Origin of the sequence: Sphingomonas sp. LR55 (genome assembly GCF_036856015.1) — a bacterium.
Taxonomy (GTDB): Bacteria; Pseudomonadota; Alphaproteobacteria; order Sphingomonadales; family Sphingomonadaceae; genus Sphingomonas.
Map to the genome: position 1 here is coordinate 922,717 of NZ_JASPFO010000001.1, position 20,478 is coordinate 943,194.

Annotated in this window: 11 protein-coding genes and 4 pseudogenes; 4 read left to right on the forward strand and 11 right to left on the reverse strand. The window is 66.5% G+C overall.

The window, feature by feature from the left end; genetic code table 11:
* Positions 1-16: 16 nt before the first annotated feature.
* Positions 17-2,165, reverse strand: a pseudogene (locus QP181_RS04495) (penicillin acylase family protein).
* Here QP181_RS04495 and QP181_RS04500 point away from each other — a divergent pair.
* A pseudogene (locus tag QP181_RS04500) lies at positions 2,074-3,559 on the forward strand (metal-dependent hydrolase family protein). The pseudogenes QP181_RS04495 and QP181_RS04500 overlap by 92 nt on opposite strands.
* Before the next feature lie 190 nt (positions 3,560-3,749).
* Here QP181_RS04500 and cobA read toward each other — a convergent pair.
* The 7 genes and pseudogenes from cobA to QP181_RS04535 form a co-directional block, all read right to left on the reverse strand.
* Positions 3,750-4,547, reverse strand: a complete 798-nt coding sequence (gene cobA / locus QP181_RS04505) for a uroporphyrinogen-III C-methyltransferase (protein ID WP_333927762.1) — start codon at positions 4,545-4,547, stop codon at positions 3,750-3,752.
* Positions 4,537-7,130, reverse strand: a pseudogene (locus QP181_RS04510) (molybdopterin-dependent oxidoreductase). Before QP181_RS04510 ends, cobA begins: the two are co-directional and overlap by 11 nt.
* A 245-nt stretch (positions 7,131-7,375) precedes the next feature.
* Positions 7,376-7,714: a nitrite reductase small subunit NirD gene (gene nirD, locus QP181_RS04515; protein ID WP_192238839.1), complete on the reverse strand. Its 339-nt coding sequence runs from the start codon at positions 7,712-7,714 to the stop codon at positions 7,376-7,378.
* A complete protein-coding gene (gene nirB / locus QP181_RS04520; RefSeq protein WP_333927763.1) occupies positions 7,711-10,215 on the reverse strand; it encodes a nitrite reductase large subunit NirB in 2,505 nt (834 codons plus the stop codon). The genes nirD and nirB overlap by 4 nt, the downstream gene beginning before the upstream one ends.
* A gap of 37 nt (positions 10,216-10,252) precedes the next feature.
* Positions 10,253-11,635, reverse strand: a complete 1,383-nt coding sequence (locus QP181_RS04525; RefSeq protein ID WP_333927764.1) for an MFS transporter — start codon at positions 11,633-11,635, stop codon at positions 10,253-10,255.
* Positions 11,636-11,982: 347 nt separating this feature from the next.
* Positions 11,983-13,197, reverse strand: coding sequence for a CmpA/NrtA family ABC transporter substrate-binding protein (locus QP181_RS04530; RefSeq protein ID WP_333927765.1), 1,215 nt, complete (start codon positions 13,195-13,197; stop codon positions 11,983-11,985).
* Positions 13,197-13,775, reverse strand: a complete 579-nt coding sequence (locus tag QP181_RS04535; protein ID WP_060525221.1) for an ANTAR domain-containing response regulator — start codon at positions 13,773-13,775, stop codon at positions 13,197-13,199. Before QP181_RS04535 ends, QP181_RS04530 begins: the two co-directional genes overlap by 1 nt.
* Before the next feature lie 348 nt (positions 13,776-14,123).
* On the opposite strand from QP181_RS04535, the gene QP181_RS04540 reads away from it, so the two are divergent.
* From QP181_RS04540 to epsC, 3 genes are read left to right on the forward strand one after another with little or no spacing between them, the layout of a single operon-like run.
* Positions 14,124-15,017: a fatty acid desaturase gene (locus QP181_RS04540; RefSeq protein WP_333927766.1), complete on the forward strand. Its 894-nt coding sequence runs from the start codon at positions 14,124-14,126 to the stop codon at positions 15,015-15,017.
* Positions 15,014-15,838 (forward strand): phosphate/phosphite/phosphonate ABC transporter substrate-binding protein, encoded by an 825-nt coding sequence (locus QP181_RS04545; RefSeq protein ID WP_333927767.1) that lies wholly within the window; start codon positions 15,014-15,016, stop codon positions 15,836-15,838. The genes QP181_RS04540 and QP181_RS04545 overlap by 4 nt, the downstream gene beginning before the upstream one ends.
* A gap of 19 nt (positions 15,839-15,857) precedes the next feature.
* On the forward strand, positions 15,858-16,811 hold the full coding sequence (gene epsC / locus QP181_RS04550; protein WP_333927768.1) for a serine O-acetyltransferase EpsC: 954 nt from the start codon (positions 15,858-15,860) through the stop codon (positions 16,809-16,811).
* 306 nt (positions 16,812-17,117) lie between these two features.
* On the opposite strand, the pseudogene QP181_RS19910 reads toward epsC, so the two are convergent.
* From QP181_RS19910 to QP181_RS04570, 3 genes and pseudogenes are all read right to left on the reverse strand, one after another.
* Positions 17,118-18,630, reverse strand: a pseudogene (locus tag QP181_RS19910) (tryptophan halogenase family protein).
* Positions 18,631-18,639: 9 nt separating this feature from the next.
* A complete protein-coding gene (locus tag QP181_RS04565; RefSeq protein WP_443027515.1) occupies positions 18,640-19,671 on the reverse strand; it encodes a cupin-like domain-containing protein in 1,032 nt (343 codons plus the stop codon).
* 5 nt (positions 19,672-19,676) lie between these two features.
* Positions 19,677-20,468 carry a SapC family protein gene (locus QP181_RS04570; protein WP_333927770.1) on the reverse strand — a complete coding sequence of 264 codons (792 nt, stop codon included), beginning with the start codon at positions 20,466-20,468 and terminating at the stop codon, positions 19,677-19,679.
* Between the last annotated feature and the right edge of the window lie 10 nt (positions 20,469-20,478).

The window sequence follows — 20,478 nt, forward strand, 5'->3', positions numbered from 1 at the left end:
GCGGGCGGGCGCGACGTCACCCGCCCGGGCGGTAGCTGCGCTCGACGTGGCCCTTGAGGTCATCGGGATAGAAATAGACCGGGCGCAGTCTGCCCTCCGCATAGCGCTGCGTCTGATCGGCGAAGTGCGGTGATGCCGGGTCGCCGCTCTGGCCGCCGGCCATCACCGCCATTGCCTTCACCCGCGGGCCGAACTCGACGGCCGCGACGAAGCTGTTGCCGCTGGTGCCGTAATAACGCTTCGTGCCGGGCCAGGGCTTCGCGCCGAACGACGCGAGGCTGCCCCATTGTGCCGAGGTGAACGGCACCGGGATCGATGCGCGCGTCGTCGAAATGCGGCTGGATCGCATCATCGAGCCGTTGGAAGCGGTTGATCTGCTGCCACGGTGTGCGCCAGTCGCCGAAGTCGCGCGTCAGGCGATCGACCGCGGCGGACAGCGCGGTAAGCTTGGCGTCGGGCGACACGCGCGCGGCGATGTAGTCGGGCACGTTCAATCGCTCGGCCTGCGCGAAGCTGCCGACCTCGCGCCACAACTGGTCGCCCCAGAACACCGCCAGGCTTGTCGCGACCGAGTCGTAGCTCCAGCGGTGATCCCATTTCTTCAACAGCGCGATCGGCTCCGCGAGCGACGCCCGCCGTGGGTCGCGGGCAGGCAGTGCGTCCCACGCCTCGACCAGACCGGGCAGCAGTCGCGCAAAGGCGGGCAGATAGGAATCGAACGCCGCGGCACGCAGTGTGTCCGGTGTCCAACCGCGTTTGCCGGTCAGCAACAGGTCGGCATGGACGCCGCGCGCATTGCCGCCGACCTGGTCCATGTACTTCGGATAGTCCGCCGCCTTGGGGCTGTCCGGCCCCGCCGCGCTCCACGGCCAGTCGTTGGTGTTGTGCGCCCAGCCGGTCCGCGGGTTTGCGACGCTCGGTAGGCTGGCGAGCGTGTGGAGCCCGTGCCAGTCGGTCGCGGGATCGCTGCCGTCGACCGGCCGCGTATAATCGAACCGGTCGCTGCGGATCGGCATGAACTGCGGCATCAGGAACGCGATCTCGCCCTTGTCGTCGGCGAACAGCGTGTCGTTCGACGAATTCGCCTTCCGCTCGGCGACCGCGATGTAGCTGGCGAGATCGGTCGCCTTGGTCCGCAGATAGCTTTGTTCGAGCGCGGGGACGGGTTTCCACATCAGCGCGGTCGCGATCCAGCGCCCGGCATTGATCGCGACGATCGGCCCGTGATGCGTGGCGTAGGTGGTGAAGCGGCGCTCGCCCATCGTGCCGTCGGACCGGCGATAGCGCAGGACGACGGTGCGTGTGGTGACCGGCCGCACTTCGCTGCCGTAGCGATAGGCATAGCGGTCACCGGTCCGCGCGATCCGTTCGGCGAACTCGTCGATATTGTCGACCGTCGCGGAGGTGTGCATCCAGCCGGCTTTGGCGTTGAAGCCCTGGTACACGAAGAACTGCCCCCAGGTGCTGGCGCCATACGCATTCAGCCCTTCGTCGCTCGTCATCTGCGCTTCGGAGCGGAAATAGAAGCTGGTGTGCGGGTTGATCAGCAGCAGCGCGCGGCCGTTCGCGGTGAGGCGGGGTGCGATCGCGATCCCGTTAGACCCCGACGGCTCGCGCGGCACCATGCCGCGTTCCTCCGGAGAGGGCGGGGTGGGCTTGCCGTAGAACGTCTTCAGATCGCTGAGCGAGATCCGCTCGATATCCCCGCCGATGCTCCCTTCGGTGAAGCTGAGCGCCATCCACGGCTCGAACCGAGTAAGAACCTTCGGCCTGGCCTGCGGATGCGTCGCCAGATAATAGTTCAGCCCGTCCGCCCAGCCCTGCATGAGCGCCCGCAACCAAGCCGGGCTGGCGGCATATTGGCTCTTCAGGTCCGCGGGATCAACGAACAGCCGCTGGCGAAGATCGGCCCAGACCGCGTCCTCGCCGTCTGCTTCGGCGCTACGCCCGAGCGCGGTCAGGTAATTCGCCTCGATCCGCGCGAAATCGTCTTCCGCCTGCGCATAGATCAGCCCGAACACCGCATCCGCGTCGGATCGCCCACGGATATGCGGGATCCCCCAGTCGTCGCGCGTGATCGTGATGCGCGCGGCCTGCACCTGCCACCGCGCTATGTCGGTTGGTGGCGGACTGGGCGCAGCCGTCAGCAGGGCCAACAGGATCACCGGATTGCGCGCACGCCGAAGGAGCTTATTCATGGTGGCAGCGTAAGGCGGGAACGAGGGAAAGACCATGCGGTGGCTGACGACGATAGTGCTGACGTCCGCGGCGGTTCTGCTCGGACCCGCAGCCGCGGTGCCGGCGTCTAACCCCCGATCGACGCTGCTGAAACCCGCGGGCGTTTTCGATGGCGCGGATGGTATCGTCCATGCCGGCTGGCAGGTGCTCGTCTCGGGCGACCGGATCGTCGCAGTCGGTCCCAATCTACCGGTGCCCACCGACACGCAGACTATCGAGCTTGCCGGCGATACGCTGATGCCCGGCATGATCGAGGGGCACGGGCATCTGTTCCTGCATCCGTATAACGAGACGAGCTGGGACGATCAGGTCCTGCACGAGCCGCTCGCGCTCCGCACCGCGCGCCGTTGCGAACGCAAAGGCGACGTTGCTCGCCGGCTTCACCAGCGAACGCGATCTCGGCACGGAGGGCGCCGGCTATGCGGACGTCGGGCTGAAGGCGGCGATCGACCAGGGCATCGTGCCGGGCCCGCGACTATCGGTCGCGACGCGCGCGATCGTCGCGCTCGGCGCCTATGGTCCGAAGGGTTTCGAGCCAGGCGTCGCGGTGCCGCAGGGGGCCGAGGAAGTGTCGGGCGTCGACCAGATGGTGGCCGCGGTGCGCCGCCAGATCGCGGCCGGTGCGGATTGGGTCAAGCTGTATGCCGATTATCGCTGGCGACCCGGCGAGGAGAGCCGTGCGACACTGAGCCTCGCCGAGATGACGGCGGCGGTGGCGGCGGCGCACGATGCGGGTCGCCCGGTTGCCGTCCATGCCGCGACCGCCGAGGGTATGCGGCGCGCGGTCGCCGCGGGCGTTGATACCATCGAGCACGGCTATGGCGGTACGCCCGCGATCTTCGCAGACATGGCGACCAAGCGCATCGCGCTGTGTCCGACACTCGCCGCATCCGACGCGACCGCACGCTATCGCGGCTGGAACGGTAGCGAACCAGCGCCGCCCGCCGTCGCACTCAGTCGTTCAAGCCTCAAGCTGGCGCTCGAGGCAGGCGTCCCGATCTGCGTCGGCGGCGATGCGGGGGTATTCGCGCACGGGCAGAACGTGCGCGAGATGGAATTGCTGGTAGCGGCGGGGATGCCCCGCGCGGCGGTCCTGATGGCCGCGACCTCCGGCAACGCGCGGTCGCTCCATCTTGGCGACACGCGAGGTACGGTGAAACCTGGCTTGCTGGCGGATCTGGTTGCGGTGTCGGGCGATCCGACGTTAAATATAGCCGCGCTCCGTCGCGTTCGGATGGTCATGAAGGGCGGCACCATCGTCCCGGACCCGTCCTCGAACGATGCGCAACCGTCTCTCCATCCGGGATCAGACGGTGAATGAGCGTATGGCGTCGAGGAGGGGCAACCGCGCGGCGGATGCCGTTGAACCCTAGGAACAGCATCATACTGCCGCCGACAACGTCGATATGCCAGCGTGGCGCGAAACTTATAGCCTCCGGCAAACTCGCAGCGGTTCGCTCCAGACTAGGGCGAGCACATGTTCGCTGGCCAACAAGCTTGCGTCTTCGGCCTTATGCCACCCCAACCTCGAAGCCCCGCGTTTGCGCCATCGTGTTTACGGCCGCGATCGACGATACTGCCAATGCATCGCCGATCAGCAGCAGCGAGGGATCGTTGTCGCTGATCGTCTCCACCAGGAACGCCAGCGCCGACAGTCGCCCGCGCAGGATACGTTCGGTCGCCAGCGAGACGTTGACCGCGACCATCACCGGCGTGTCGGGCGCGCGCCCGGCGGCGATCAGTTCGCGTGACACTTCGCCGGCGGCGGCGGCGGCGCGGCCCATATAGACGGCGATCGTAGCGTCGGGCGCGGCGAGCGCGGTCCAGTCGAGATCGAGCGCTTCGCCCGCGCGGGCGTGCGCGGTGACGAAGGTGAGCTTCCGCGCGAGGCCGCGTAACGTCAGCGAGGCGCCGCCCGAGGCCGCGGCGGCGCTGGCGGCGGTGATGCCGGGGCAGATGCGAACGGTGATGCCGCTGGCGGCGAGGTGGTCGAGCTCCTCGGTCGAGCGGCCGAAGATCGACGGATCGCCGCCCTTGAGCCGGACGACGCGCTTGCCTGCGAGCGCAGCGTCGGCGAGCAGGACGTTGATCGAGACCTGATCCTTCGAATGGCGCCCCGATCGCTTGCCGACACTTGCCATCTCGGTTCCCGCCGGAACGAGAGCGAGGACGCCCGGGCCGACGAGCGCGTCGTAGAAGACGATGTCGGCCGCCGCGAGCAGGCGTTCGGCCTTGCGCGTGAGGAGGTCGGGATCGCCCGGGCCGGCACCGACCAGCCAGACCGAACCGGGCGGGAAATCATGCGACATTTGCTGATCCTTGCGTGACGAGGAGTTTGGCGAGGGCGGGGCGGCACGATCCGCAATTGGTGCCGGCTTTCAGTGCCGCCCCGATCGCAGGTACGTCGGCGAGCTGCTGGTCGGCGATCGCGGCGAGGATGGTCTTCAACCCGACGTCGAAGCACGCGCAGACGATCGGCCCGCGGTCGATCTGCACGCCCGGTGCGCGGCCGGCGAGCAGGGTCGGGGCGGCAACGTCCTCGCTCAGTTGCGCGACGAGCCAGTCGCGGGGCGGGAGTGTGCCGTCGCGCGTCACGAACAGGACGGCCGCGAGCCTGCCGCCATCAAGGATCGCTATCCGTCGACTGCCGCGTGCTGCATCGACAGCCTCGACCCGCTGGCCCTTTGGCAGCAGCGCGTCGAGCGCTGCGGCGTCGCCGTTGCCGGCCATGTCCCATGTCGTTCCACCCGGCACCGCGACGCGTGTCGCCCACAGGCAGTCCGGGCGGCTTGCCAGTTCGCCTCGGACGACGACGAAGCCGCGCCACTCGGTTGCCACCGGCTCGATCCGCACGGGAGTCGATTTGAAGCCCGGCTGGCCCGAGATCGGATCGGCGAGCGGGCGGGGCAGCAGGCCGGTCCGCCCACCGGTCGCCGTGCGGTCGGTCCAGTGGATCGGCACGAACAGTTCGCCGATCCGCTGCGTCAGGGCGACGCTCGCGCGGAAGCTGCTTTCTCCTGCGGCGTCGACACGCGCGCGAGGCTGCCATCGACGATTCCGAGCCGTTCGGCATCATGGGGGTGGATTTCGACCAGCGGCTCCTCACGGTGCCGTGCGAGCTTCGGCGACAGGCCGGTGCGGGTCATCGTGTGCCACTGGTCGCGGTAGCGGCCGGTGTTGAGGGTCATCGGCCATTTCGCGAGCGGGGCGACGACGGGCTTCTGCATGACCGGCACCAGCCACGCGCGTCCGTCGGGCGTCGAGAAACGGCCGTTCGCAAATGGCGTGCCACCCCAGCGGAACGGCGGCATCGCGTCATACTCGGCATTGCCCTTGGCGGCATGGCCGGGGAGCGAGAACAGCCGCGTGCCGTCATTCTCATAGGCCGACAACCGGCAATGCTCGCGCCAGATCTCGGCGGGGCGATCATAGGGAAACGCCGTCTTCCACCCCATCCGCCGCGCGACCTGCGAGACGATCCACCAGTCCGGTTTGGCCTCGCCGGGCGCGGCCATGAACGCGCGCTGGCGGCTGATCGTGCGGTCGGAATTGGTGACGGTGCCGTCCTTCTCGCCCCACGCGGCGGCTGGCAGGCGGACATGCGCGTGGACCGAAGTGTCGGTGGTCTCGATCACGTCCGACACGACGACGAACGGGCACGCCGCCAGCGCCTCGCGCACGCGGCCGGCGTCGGGCATCGAGACGGCGGGGTTGGTCGCCATCACCCACAGCGCCTTGATCCGGCCGTTGCCGAGTTCGCGGAACAGGTCGATCGCCTTCAGCCCCGGCTTGGTCGCCATGTTGGGCGCGGCCCAGAATCGGCCGACGCGGGCGACGTTCTCGGGCGCGAAATCCATGTGCGCGGCGAGTGACGACGCGAGGCCGCCGACTTCGCGACCACCCATCGCATTGGGCTGGCCGGTGATCGAGAAGGGGGCCGCACCGGCCTTGCCGATGCGGCCGGTGGCGAGGTGGAGGTTGGTGATCGCGTTGACCTGATCGGTGCCCGACAGCGACTGGTTCACGCCCTGGCTGAACATCGTCACGGTCTTCGGCGTCGCGGCGAACAGTTCATAGAAGCGCCTGAGATCCTGCAGCGGAACGTCGCAGATGCGCGCCACCGACCACAGGTCGCTGCCCTCGTCGACCTGGTCCCAGAACGCATCGGGCGTCGCGACGTGCGCGGCGAGATAGTCGTAGTCGACCACGCCCACGTCACGGCACCATGCGAGCAAGCCATTCATCAGCGCGACGTCGGTGCCGGGCCGGATCGCGAGATGAAGGTCGGCCTCGTCTGCGGTCTCGGTCCGGCGCGGGTCGATCACCACGAGCTTCGCGCCGGCGTCGCAGCGCGCGCGGATGCGCTGATAGACGATCGGATGGCACCACGCGGTGTTCGACCCGACCAGCACGATCAGGTCCGCGACGTCGAGATCGTCGTAGCTCGCAGGCACGATATCCTCGCCGAACGCGCGCATGTGGCCCGCGACTGCACTCGCCATGCACAGCCGCGAATTGGTGTCGATGTTGGCCGAGCCGATGAAGCCCTTCATCAGCTTGTTGGCGACGTAATAGTCCTCGGTGAGCAATTGTCCGGAGACGTAGAAGGCGACGCTGTTGGGGCCGTGCTGTGCGATCGTGTCGCGGAAGCGTTTGGCGACGAGGTCGAGTGCCTTGTCCCAGGATGCGCGACGCTGGCCGATCATTGGGGTGAGCAGGCGGCCTTCGAGTCCGATCGTCTCGCCGAGGTGGGTGCCCTTCGAGCAGAGCTTGCCGGTGTTGGCGGGGTGGTCGGGGTCGCCGTTAATCGCGACGCTGCGCTCGCCAGTCGGGGTGGCGAGGATACCGCATCCGACACCGCAATACGCGCACGTCGTGCGCACGGCCGCCATTAGCCCTCTCCCCTTGGGGAGAGGGTTGGGTGAGGGGTTGGGACGAGCCGCACGCGCCCCAACCTCTCACCCCGACCCTCTCCCCAGAGGGGAGAGGGAGCAGTGGCGCGATCACGCGGGTGGAAGCCATTAGCCCTCTCCCCCTCGGGGAGAGGGTTGGGTGAGGGGCAGTTGGGACGGGCCGCACGCGCCCCAACCCCTCACCCCGACCCTCTCCTCAGCGGGGAGAGGGAGCAGTGGCGCGATCACGCGGCGGCCTTCATGGTCGAGGTGCGGCAGAGCAGCACCCGCCCACCGCTCACCTTCACCGGAATAACCGGCGTACACCCCTTGTCCTCTCCGAGCGCCTCGCCCGTATCCAGCGCGATCCGCCAGTTGTGCAGCGGGCACGCCACCGCGCCGCCATGCACGATGCCCTGCGACAGGCGTCCGCCCTTGTGCGGGCAGCGATCCGCCAGCGCGAACACCTTGCCGTCGCCGGTGCGGAAGACCGCGATGTCGTCGCCGCCGGCGACCTGCACCGTACGACTGCCGCGGACCGGGATCTCGTCGACCCAGCCGATATCGAGCCATTCGCCGATCATGCCATTTCCCTCCCGAGAAAGACGGGCGTGTCCAGAGGTGTGAAGCGCGCCATCGGCGCATGCTGTTCGCGGTGCTCGCCCGCCGCGCGTGCCGCCCACGGATCGTCCTGCGTAAACTGCTGCGAGAACAGGAACCGTGCCGCCAGCGCATCGCGGCCCTCCGGATCGTCGGCGATCCGCTCGCGGATATACTCGACGCCGATCCGCTCGATCCACGGCGCGGTGCGTTCCAGATAGCGCGCTTCCTCGCGGTACAACTGGATGAACGCGGCGCAATAATGCATCGCCTCCTCCTCGGTCGCGACCTTGCACAGGAAGTCGGTCGCGCGGACCTTGATCCCGCCATTGCCGCCGACCGACAGCTCGTAGCCGCTGTCGACGCAGACCACGCCGAAATCCTTGATCGTTGCCTCGGCGCAGTTGCGCGGGCAGCCGCTGACCGCGATCTTGAACTTGTGCGGCATCCAACTGCCCCAGGTCATCCGCTCGACCTTGACGCCGAGCCCGGTCGAGTCCTGCGTCCCGAACCGGCACCAGTCCGACCCGACGCACGTCTTCACGGTGCGCAGCGACTTGCCGTACGCATGCCCGCTGACCATCCCGGCGGCGTTGAGATCGGCCCAGACCGCGGGCAGATCCTCCTTCTTGATCCCGAAGATGTCGAGCCGCTGGCCGCCCGTCACCTTGACCATCGGCGCATCGTATTTCTCGACGACGTCGGCGATCGCACGCAGCTCGCGCGGGTTGGTGAGCCCACCCCACATCCGCGGCACGACCGAATAGGTGCCGTCTTTCTGGATGTTGGCATGCACGCGCTCGTTGACGTAGCGGCTCTGCTGGTCGTCCTTGTAGTCGCCGGGCAACGCGCAGAGCAGATAGTAATTGAGCGCAGGGCGGCACGACGAACATCCATCCGGCGTCGACCAGCTCATCTTCTGCATGACTTCGGGGATCGAGCGCATGCCCTGCGCGACGATCTCGCGGCGGACGTCGTCGTGGCCGAAGCTGGTGCATTTGCACATCGTCTTGACGTCACGCTCGCCCGAATACTCGTCGCCCAGCGTGACCGCGAGCAGCGTCTCGACCAGCCCGGTGCACGATCCACACGATGCCGACGCCTTGCAGGTCGCGCGGACCGCGTCGAGCGTCGCGTTGCCGGCGCCGATGCACGCCACGACCTTGCCCTTGGTGACGCCGTTGCAGCCGCAGATCTCCGCATCGTCGGAGAGCGCCGCAACGGCCGCCTTAGGGTCCGCTGTGCCTCCTCCCGAGGCGAAGGACTGACCGAAGATCAGCATGTCGCGGATCGGCGCGATGTCTTCCGCCCGCTTGAGCAGGTCGAAATACCAGCCGCCATCGGTCGTGTCGCCGTACAGCACTGCGCCGACGATCCGGTCGTCCTTGACCACGACGCGCTTGTAGATGCCGCGCGACGCATCGCGCAGGACGATGTCCTCCGCGCCTGCACCGCCCGAGAAATCGCCCGCCGAGAACACATCGAGCCCGGCGACCTTCAATTTGGTCGAGGTCACCGATCCGCGATAGCCGCTGTGACTGTCGGTCAGCCCGTCGGCGAGCGCGCGGCACATGTCCCACAGCGGCGCGACGAGGCCGTAGACGTTGCCGTCATGCTCGACGCATTCGCCGACCGCTAGGATCGACGGGTCGCTGGTGACCATGTGGTCGTCGACCTTGATCCCGCGGCCAATCTCGAGCCCGGCGTCGCGCGCGAGGGCGACGGAGGGACGGATGCCGACCGCCATGACGACGAGGCTGGCGGGGATCAGCGTGCCGTCTTTCAGCAGCACGCCCTCGACGCGGGTATCGCCGACGATCTCGGCGGTGTTCGCTTCGGTCAGGATGACCTGACCGCGCGATTCCAGCGCCGACTTGAGCAACCACCCCGCCGCCTCGTCGAGCTGCCGCTCCATCAGCGTCGGCATCAGGTGGATCACCGTGACATTCATCCCCCGCAACGTGAGGCCGTGTGCGGCCTCCAGCCCGAGCAGCCCGCCGCCGATGACGACCGCCGCGCCGCCCTTGCCCGCAGCCTCCAGCATGTGATCGACGTCCGCCATGTCGCGGAACGAGATCACGCCGGGCAGGTCCTTGCCGGGGACGGGGATGATGAACGGATCGGAGCCGGTCGCGATCAGCAGCCGGTCGTACGATACCGTCAGCCCGGAGCGCGCGGTGACGGTCTTGGCCACGCGGTCGATCGCCTGTACCGGGTCGCTGGTCACGAGTTCGATCGTGTTGGTCGCGTACCAGGCGTGATCGTTGATGACGATCTGCTCGAACGTCTTCTCGCCCGCCAGCACCGGCGACAGCATGATGCGGTTGTAGTTCACGTGCGGCTCGGCACCGAAGATCGTCACGCGGTACCGGGTCGGATCGCGCGCGATCAGTTCCTCGACCGCGCGACAGCCGGCCATGCCGTTGCCGATCACGACGAGGTGTTCGCGGGTGTCGGGGGAGGGGGTGATAGTCTGGTGTTCCATCAGATCGTCCAGTCGGGTTGGAGCCGGGAAGGGAGGGTCACGCGGGGAGCGCGCCGCTGACCGAGCGGTCGCTGGTGCGGCGTGCGTCGAGCGCCGCGTCGAGCAGCGCGCGTTCGTCCGATTTGTGCGTGGCGGAGAAGCGGACGGCCAGCGCGCAGACCGCGGTGCCTGCGACGACGTAGCCGAGCACGATGAGGCATTGCTGCGGGGTGGCCGACGCCTTGTTGAGGAACCCCGCCGCGACCGCGCCGATGTTGCCGCCCGCACCGATCAGCCCGGCGACACCGCCCAGCGCCTTGCGGTCGATGAATGGCACCAGCGCATAGGTCGCGCCGCACGCCATGTGCGTGAACAGCCCGAACATCGTCATCGCCAGGATCGCGAGCGTGACGCTGCCGGCATGACCGAACAGCACCAGCCCGACGCCTTCGCCGAGCATCAGCGCGAACAACAGCAGCGCGCGGCCGTCGAGGCCTTTTCTGAGCGCGATCCGATCGCTGGCGATCCCGCCGAGCGCACGGGCGAACAGCGCAAGCCCGCCGAAGATCCCTGCTGCCAGCCCCGCATTGGTCAGCGAAAGCCCGAACCGATCGACGTAATAACTTGCGGCAATATTATGAATGAAGATCTCCACCCCGAAACACGCGCCGTACGTCGCCGCCAGCATCCAGGTCCGGTAATTGGCGGCGGCACGGCGGAAGATCACCATGCCCGTTGCCTTGCCGCCGTCGAGTTCGATGCCCGCGGCGCGGAGGTCGACGATGTCGCCCTGCGGCGTGTCCTGCGTGTAGCGCGCATAGACGAACGCCATCGCGACCATCGCGACGCCCGGCACGAACATCGCCGCGCGCCAGCCGAACGCGTGCTCGACGCCGAGGCCGACGAGCGCCGCGACGACCAGCGGCATCAGGCTCTGCGCCGCGCCGCCGCCGGCATTGCCCCAGCCACCGACGGTCGCGTTGGCGGTGCCGACGACGTTGGGCGCGAACATCACGCTGGTATGATATTGCGTGATGACGAACGACGCGCCGATCGCGCCGATCGCGAGGCGGAAGAACAGGAACGTCTCGTACGTCTGCGCGAACGCCAGCCCGAACACCGGGACCGCACCGAGCAGCAGCAGCCATGTATAGGTACGGCGCGGACCGAACCGGTCGCAGAGCGGACCGACCACCAGCCGCATCAGGATCGTCACCGCGACCGCGGCGATGTTGATGTTGGCGATCTGGTCCTTGTTCAGCCCGAACTCGGTCTTGATCAGCGGCATCAACGGCGCGGCGGCGAACCACGCGAAGAAGCATACGAAGAACGCGAGCCACGTGACGTGGAACGCGCGCATTTGCGGCGTGGCGGCGCTGAACAGGTCGATCCGCGTGGCCTTCGGTGCGGTGGTGTCGATACCCGGTGATGCGAACAACATGGTCGGTCCTCCATCTGCGATGGACAAAGAAAAAGCCGCCCCGACGGCGACCTTGCGGACGCATCGGAGCGGCTTCGTTGCCTGTGGACGATCGGTAAATCGTCCTACGCGGTCAGGTCCCTTCGTTGGAACCGGTCTCGCGATGATTTCGTGTCCGACTCCTTTGCCGAACGGTGTGAAGATGACCGAAACGGCCCCATCGCGCAAGCGTCATTTCGCGGGTGCAGCAGATTTGGGTTGAACGGCATCGCCACTACCCAAACGCAGATTGTTTCCCCGCGAAGGCGGGGACCCAGACTGGGCTCCCGCCTTCGCGGGAGAACAAGGAGGTGAAGGGCCGCTTGCCGTCAGGGCAGCCCCGCCAGATATCCCTCGATATCATCCGGATCGAACGCGCGCCGATCGAAGAACGCATCGCGCCCAAGGATCAACCGCCCCTGCGTCGACCCCGCACCGATGCTGTCCGCGCCGATCGCCCCCTCCAGCTTCGAACTCGCATTGGGCAACGGCGCGCCCGACCCAGCCAGAGCCGCGCGGTACACGTCCGGGCGGAACACGCCTTGCGCGACATCCGCCTCCTCGGCCGAGAACGGCGTGCCGTCCCACCGCACCATCTGCGAATACAGCCACGCCGCCTGACTCCGCCACGGGAAGTTCGCCGCCTCGCGGTACTGGAACATGAAGTCCGGAACGTGGATCGGCACGGCATCCTTCACTAGCCGCACCCGGTCGCCGATCGCCCGCGACACCGCATCGACCGGCGCATCGAGATACTCAGGACGAGCAAGAATCGCCGCATTGGCCTCAAGAGTATCCGGATCTACAAACTGCGCAGCCGCAGCATGCAGCGCGCGGATTAGCCGGTGGACGACGTCGCCGCGCTCGACCAGCGTAGCCTCGCGCATCGTCAGCACCTTCTCGACCCCGCGCCGCCAGACCTGTGCGGTGACCAAGGCAATCCGCCCGACGCCGCGATCGACCGCGACGCCGTTCCAAGGTTCGCCGACACAGATGCCGTCGACTTCGCCGGCCGCCAGCGCATCCGCCGCGAAGGTCGGGCTGGTCGTTACGATCTCGACATCGGTATCGGGCCGGATGCCGACCGCCGCGAGCCAGTAACGCAGCATGTAGTTATGGCTCGAATAGCGATGCACCACACCGAACCGCAACCGCCGCCCCGCCGCAGCACGCGCCACCACGACCATCTTCAGCCGCGCGCCGAGCACGACCGGATCGCCAAGCGCATCGCCGTCCATCACCTGCGCGGCGAGCGGCAACGACAACGTGATCGCATTGCCGTTCAGCCCCAGCACGAACGGCACCGCCATCGCCACCGCCGGCCGCTCACGCCCCAGCGCCGTCGCGATCGCCAGCGGCGCGACCATATGCGCAGCGTCGGTATGCCCGTACAGCAGCCGATCACGCACCGTCGCCCAGGTCATGTCGCGGACCAGTTCGATCTCCAGCCCCTCGGCCTCCGCGAACCCACGTTCGCGCGCGAGGATCGGCAGCGCCGCATCGACCAGCGGCAGGAATCCGATGCGGACCCGGTCGAGCGCCATTACAAATCTCCCATGAGCGCGTCGCTGGTGATGATCGCATCGGCGATCTCGGCGATCCGTCGGTTGGATCGCATCGCCTGCGCGCGGAGCAGGCCGTACGCGGTAGGTTCGTCGATCCCGCGGCGTTTCATCAGGATCGCCTTGGCGCGGTCGACCGTCGTCCGATCGGCCAGCGCGCTGCGCGCTTCGTGCAACTCCGCCTGTAACCGCGCAAACGCCTGAAACCGCCGGATCGCAAGGTCGATGACCGGCTTGATCCGCTGCTTGGCCAACCCGTCGACGATATACGCCGACACCCCTGCGTCGACCGCCGCGGCGGTAGACTCCGCGTCGCTCTGGTCGACAAACATCGCGATCGGCCGCGCCAGCGCGCGCGACACCGCGAAAAACTCCTCGAGCACGTCGCGACTGGGATTTTCGAGGTTGATCAGCACCACCTCGGGCGCGGCCTTCTCGAGCGCCGCGACCATCCCCAACGTCCCGTCGATCACGACGATATCATCGAGCCCCGCTTCGCGTAGGCCATCAGAGATGATCGCCGCTCGCGTGGTGCTCGTGTCGATGATCGCGATCCGCATGCCATCGTCTTATGCAGTACCGTTTCCGATGGCGAGGGCGCATCGGTCTAGGTCAGCCGATGCCAAGCGGCATTTCACTACCTATTCGATGACGACCATCGACCCTCCCGTCGGCAAGCCCGCTGCGACCAGTCCGGATTCAGCGAAATGAACCGCTCCCGATCGCGGCGACCATCGCGGCGGCCGGTACCCTATCCGGTCACGAGTATGGGCCATGCCTGTTCCAAAAGCCGTGACGGTCCGGCCGGCCTCGCCGAGCACACAAGCAGAATTTTCTCATTCTAAAGCGCAATCGACTGTCAAATCCTACCAGCCCGATAGATATTCGATTTCCAACTGGAGGTGGCGATGCAGCGAGATGATCTCAGCGAAGCGGTACAGTGGCGGACGGTGCTCGTCGCAGCCGCAATATACAGCAGTTGGTTTGTCGTAACGGCGTTTCATGCCGTCCTTCCGTGGCCCTTGCTCATCCTTGTCGGCGGCTGGTTGCTTGCCTGGCATGGATCGTTGCAGCACGAGACGATTCATGGGCACCCGACGCGCAATCGCTCGATCAACGACGCGATCGGCTCTGTGCCCTTGTCGCTCTGGCTACCCTATCGGCTCTACCGTCGCAGCCACCGCGCCCATCACGCGGCCGAGGTCATCACCGATCCCCAGCATGATCCCGAGTCCCGGTATCGTAGCGCGACCGGTGGTATGGGAGCAGTATGTGGTAGGCTGCAATCGACGCTGCTCGGGCAGATGGTCTTCGGGCCGCCGATCCTCATTCTGCGCTTTCTGGCCGGGGAAGGGCGCCGTGCGATCCACCAACCGGCGCTGGTGGTTCGCGACTGGCTACCGCATCTCGCGGCGGTCATGGCGGTACTCTGGTGGCTGGATCATGTCGGGCTGAGCGTGATCCGGTATGGCGTGACGTTCGTCTATCCCGGCATGGCATTGACGATGCTGCGGTCTTATGCTGAACACCGAGCAGATCTCGCAAGTCCCGGTCGAGCGGCGAGCGTGGAGGAGGGCGGCCTGTTGGCGCTGCTATTTCTCAACAATAATCTGCATGCGGCGCATCATGAGCGCCCGGCGCTCGCCTGGCATGACTTGCCAGCCTATCATCAAATCCACCGAGCACGGTTTGCCGCACAGGGCGCGCCGATCTATCGGGGATATGGCGAGATCGTGCGACGGTTCGCGTTCAATCCGCATGACGACATGATCCATCCATCGCACCGGATACCGTTATCGTGACTCATCGGATTGCTTCGCTGGGCATGTACGATCACCCGGCACAAAGGAACGCCAACGATCAGCTCTGGACCGCGATCGCGCGCCTCCTTCGCGAGCGGGGCGTGGAGGACGTGCCGCCCCACCTCGATCGGACCCAAGACGTGCAGGCGACCTGGCGCGACCCTCGGCTTTTATTGGCGCAGGCCTGCGGCTATCCGCTGGCCGTAGATACGACGCTGGCACTCCGGGTGGTCGCCCTTCCGGTCTACGATGCGCCGGGCTGCGTCGGCGCGACGCACACCAGCGTCCTTGTCGCGCGCGCAAATGATGAGCGGGAGACGATCGAGGCGTTTCGCGGCACCCGCGCGGCGATCAACGATGCACACTCCAATACCGGCATGAATCTGTTTCGGGCGACGCTGGCGCCGATCGCAGGGCGTTCATCGGCAACCGGCGGCTTTTTCCAAACCGTGATCGCGACGGGATCGCATCGTGGCAGCATCGTCGCGGTCGGTGCGGGGGATGCGGACATCGCCGCGATCGACTGCGTCACCTACGCGGCAATCGCCCGGTTCGAGCCCGAACTGACTGCGCGGCTGCGGATACTCATGAGCAGTCCGGTGTCGCCCACGTTGCCGTTCGTGACCGCCGCCTCGACCAGCGCCGCCACGGTCGCCGCGCTCGAATTCGCTCTTAGGCACGTGATGCTCGATCCGGAACTGGCCGCCGTACGGGCATGCCTGTTCCTGGCGGGCACCGCGCCAGCCGAGGAAGCCATTTCGGTACCGATAATGAGGCTTCAGTCAAACGCCGCACGCGCCGGATACCCGGACCTGCGCTGAGCCCAACAAGGATTTGATCATGTCGTTGACCGCATCGGATGCATCACCCGATCTCGCATCCACACTCGAAGAATTGCGCGCGGCCAGGACGTCGTGGCGACTGGACGCCATTGGCGGGCACAATGTCGCGCGGTTTCCGTCGCGGGAGGAGACCGTGCGCGTGATCGATGACCTGGTTGCAGCGCTTTTCCCCGGACGGCTTGGCGCGTTTGCGGGGCCGGAAAGCATGGAGGATGCGTTCGTGGAGACGCATTTGCGACGCGCGCTGTCGGGATTGCAACGACAGATCGAGAACGAGTTCGACTATTGGCAAGGCGAGGCGCTTCTCGCGTTCGACGTCAGTCAGGCCGCGATGATCGTCGGGCTTTTCGCTGCCGAACTGGGGCCGATCCGCGAACTGGTCGACGACGATGTCCGCGCGGCGTTTCTCGGCGATCCGGCGGCCCGCAGCGCGGACGAGATCCTGATCTGCTACCCTGGAATCGTCGCGATCCTGTATCACCGGATCGCCCACGCGCTCTACGGTCTGGGAGCGCCGATCGTGGCCCGGATCATCTCCGAACTCGCCAACAACCGCACCGGTATCGACATTCATCCCGGCGCGACGATCGGGCGCAGCTTCTTTATCGACCACGGCACCGGTGTCGTCATCGGCGAAACCGCGATCGTCGGCGACCGCGTGCAGATCTACCAGCACGTCACGCTGGGGGCCCGCAGCCCCCTCGGCGTGACCGATGTCTCGGCGCGCGAGCGGCTGGCGCGGCATCCGATCGTCGAGGACGACGTGGTGATCTATGCGGGTGCGACGATCCTCGGCCGGGTGACGATCGGTCGGGGCGCGACGATCGGCGGCAATGTCTGGTTGTTGGAGGACGTGCCCGCGGGCGGCGTCGTCGCCCAGCCAACGGCGACGATCCTGGCAGGCGATGCCGCGGGGCATCTGCACGAAGCGCTGAGAGGTCGCTCGGGATAGGGCAGGTCCAAGCCCGCTAGAGGTGAGGGCTTGCCGGGTGCTTAGATGCCGCCTTATCCGATCCGGTATCGTCCGCCCCGATTGCCCGCTTTTACGTCTAGTGCTCACCCCCATCATGCTGTCGATCTGGGCTTAGCGTCCTCCTTCACAAGCGTATGACGAAGGGGGCGTATCTGGCGCTGTTCTGGTCGAATATGGCGTGGACGGCGATCAAGCTCGCATGTGTTGCGCCCCGTCTTGCGCTGCAGATCGCAAGGCTCACCGCGGGAGAAGGATAGGGTGCTCGACCGCATCGTTCCGAGCGGTTCAGTTCATCGATCGGATCCCGGACCCGGCCGCGATCGGTGGCGCGAGGTAGCGATCCAGGAACTGCTGGTGCGTCGGCATGCCAGAGACCATGCCGGCGATGTCGCTGCGGATCTTGGTCAATACGCTGGCGAGCTGTGGGCCACCCATGATGCTGCCCAGGCGATGGTGGTCGTGTGGAACGAGATGCTGGCCGAGCATCACCTGCACCCAGCTGGCGACGCGGAACAGGTCCTCACCGCCCTGATACGCCTGCGCGCCTTCGGCGAACAGCGCGATACGTTCGATCAGTGTGTCGGGGATCGGCATGTCTCTGCGCGCTGCCCAGAACGGCTCGGGACGATTGTTGAGGTGATAATGGAGGATGATGAAGTCGCGTACGTGCTCCAGCTCGGCCTGCGCCTGATCGTTGAACCGCGTCACCACCGCGGGGGCGATACCGCCGAACGGAAAGCTTTTCATCAGCCGCAGGACGCCGGTCATGATCAGGTGGATGCTGGTCGATTCGAGTGGCTCGACGAACCCGCTGGCAAGGCTGAGCGCGACGCAATTGCCCTTCCATACCTGTCGCCTTCGACCGGTGCGGAAGCGGATCAGCCGCGGCTCGGTCAGCGGCGCGCTGCCGATCGCGCCGAGCAGACGGGCATGCGCTTCGTCGTCGGACAGATGCTCGCTGGCATAGACCAGCCCGTTGCCGACGCGGTGCTGCAGCGGAATGCGCCAACGCCAGCCCGCGTCATGCGCGATCGCGCGTGTAAGGATGCGCCGGACCCGTCGAAGCGGTCTGCACGGCCAAGGCGCTGTTGGTCGGCAGCCATTGCGACCAATCCTCGTAACCGGCGGCGTAGGTGCCTTCGATCAGCAGCCCGCGAAAGCCGGTGCAGTCGATAAACAGGTCGCCGTCGACGCGCTCGCCGGAGTCGAGGACCAGCGCGCGGATAAAGCCGGTTTCGCCATCGCGATCGACGCTGGCGATCCGTCCCTCGATCTGTTTCAGCCCGTTCGCCTCGCTGCGTGCGCGCAGGAACCGGGCGTAAAGGCCTGCATCGAGGTGATAGGCGTAGTTGATCTGACCTTCGGACGGCAACGCGAACCGCTCCGCCTTGGCCGCCTGAAGCTCGAGGCAATAGTCGCCGATCTCGCTCGGATCACCGGCGGCTTTGGCGGCAAGCCAGAAATGGTGGAAGTCGCCCATCCAGGTCGATTTGCCGAGGTCGCCGAACGAATGGATATAGCGATCGCCGTCATGTGCCCAGTTCTCGAACGCAATGCCGAGCTTGAACGTGGCTTGCGTCGTACGCATGAACTCGCGCTCGTCCAGCCCCAGGATCGCATGGAACGAGCGCATCGTCGGGATCGTCGCTTCGCCGACGCCGATCGTGCCGATCTCCTCGGATTCGACCAGCGTGATGTCGAGCAGCTGCCCCAATTGGCGTGACAGGGCGGCGGCGGTGAGCCAGCCCGCGGTGCCACCGCCGGCGATGACCACTTTCCTGATGCGCTGCTCGACCATGATCGGCTCCTATCGGTTGATGCGCTGGAGAATTTTGGCGCGCAAACGCCGCGCCGACAGCGCATCCAGCGGTGCAAGCTCGCCGTGCGCGTGCTCGGGCAGGTGCGCTCTGGCCTGATCGACAGGGCCAAAGACATAATGGTCGAACATCGCGCGCCATGCCTGCTTCTCGTGATCGGGCCGGTCGCGCAGCGACAGCAGCCCGTGGAGCAGCGTGTTCATCGGCGTATCCATGAACCGCGGCACCGCGTTCCACCAATAATTGATCATCACGTTGAACGCGTCCAGCGCCTCGACATTGTGCCACCACAACGCCGGATAGAGTAGCACGTCGCCCGGCTCGAGTTCGGCGACCTCGGCCTGCGCCAGCGCTTCGGCAAAGCGCGGGTAGCGGTCGAGATCGGGTGCACGGAGATCGACCATGCTGACCACCTGTCCGGCCGGCGTAGGCTCGAGCGGCCCGGGATAGAGGTTGGCGACCTGATCCGGCGGGAACAGCGTGAAGCGTCGTCGGCCGACGAGGCAGCACGCCAGGTTGTTCGACATGTCGTAATGCGTCGAGGCGACCGTCTGATTGCCGATCCAGATGCTGACTAGCGGCGGGTTCTCGACGAGTTGCGGATCGCCGAACGGCAACGCCGCCTGCGCACGAAGACCGGGCAGATACAGATCGATGTCGGTCGAACCGATATAGATGGCGGGCGCATCCGGATCGCCAATGCTGGCGAGGATCTGATCGAGATAGCCGGACAGCGAACCGCTCTCCCGCTTGAAGTTCAGCGCGGTGCAATCGTCGGAATAGCCGAACCGGCCGCCGATCGCCGGATCGCCGAGATACGCGGTGACCGGACGCCCGCCGTCGAACTGCTTGAGCCACGCCATCGCCGGCTGTGCGCCGTCCAGCCCGATCGCGACCAGCGGCAGGTCACGCGCGATCCCGCGCAGGATCACCGGAAGGCCGTCGGCGATCAGATCGGTGATAGGCACGCCGGCCGCGTCCGCCCCCTCGATCACCCGCGTACGGCGTGTGATACCGGCCACCGCGCTCAACCGATCTGGCTCAGCAGTTGTTGCTTGCGGGCAATCAACTGCTGGATATTGCCAAGCGATGCCGCAGCGAGGATGGCGAGGCGCAGCACACCCGATCGATGCAGCCGCTCAAGCGGTTCCCCGGTCAGCGCAGCGAGTTGCTCGACGTCCACGACCAGCACGTCGGGGATGGTATAGCGCCGCTCCTCGCTGACATCGACGGTCAGCGTCACCGGCGTGAGAAGACCCGCCTCGTCGAGCGCGGCATAGGCCGCCGGCGCGGTTTCGATTCCCTGGTACAGCAGCCGCAGCACGCCGGTGACATGATCGAGATACTGTGTGTTGCCACCATGTTCGAGGAACAGCGGCAGGCCTGCACTATCGCCGACCCGCGCATCGTCGAGATCGACGTGCAGCATCGGCTCGCCCACATCGTCCCCGGATGCTCGGACCATTCCGATCGAGAAGGGGCCGCGCTGGTGACTGGCTGGGACATAGCGGCTCGTCCAATAGTCGCCGGCAAGAAACAGATTCTCGTCGCGGTCCAGTCCCAACAAAGCGTAGGCCTGCAACCCTTCGTCGCGGCGACGGAATATGATCGCGAATTCACGCTGTGCCTCTTCGAACTCGGCCGGGAATATCAGTGCCTGATTGGCGGCATCGCCAAACGCACTACCTGCTCTGGGGCTGACGCGCAGATTGGCATGGTCGATATTATTGATCTGTACGGGATTCATCCGCTCCGGTCCTGTTGTTGGATCAGGTCTATCAGTGCGATGGCGGCCAACAAAAGAAAAAGGCCGCCGCACGACGTCGCGG

Excerpts from the sequence above, each read along its gene's own strand:
- epsC (WP_333927768.1), top strand. The coding sequence starts at position 15,858 with ATGTCGTTGACCGCATCGGATGCATCACCCGATCTCGCATCCACACTC.
- QP181_RS04535 (WP_060525221.1), bottom strand. The coding sequence starts at position 13,775 with ATGCGGATCGCGATCATCGACACGAGCACCACGCGAGCGGCGATCATC.
- cobA (WP_333927762.1), bottom strand. The coding sequence starts at position 4,547 with ATGTCGCATGATTTCCCGCCCGGTTCGGTCTGGCTGGTCGGTGCCGGC.
- QP181_RS04530 (WP_333927765.1), bottom strand. The coding sequence starts at position 13,197 with ATGGCGCTCGACCGGGTCCGCATCGGATTCCTGCCGCTGGTCGATGCG.
- nirD (WP_192238839.1), bottom strand. The coding sequence starts at position 7,714 with ATGATCGGCGAATGGCTCGATATCGGCTGGGTCGACGAGATCCCGGTC.
- QP181_RS04525 (WP_333927764.1), bottom strand. The coding sequence starts at position 11,635 with ATGTTGTTCGCATCACCGGGTATCGACACCACCGCACCGAAGGCCACG.
- nirB (WP_333927763.1), bottom strand. The coding sequence starts at position 10,215 with ATGGAACACCAGACTATCACCCCCTCCCCCGACACCCGCGAACACCTC.
- QP181_RS04540 (WP_333927766.1), top strand. The coding sequence starts at position 14,124 with ATGCAGCGAGATGATCTCAGCGAAGCGGTACAGTGGCGGACGGTGCTC.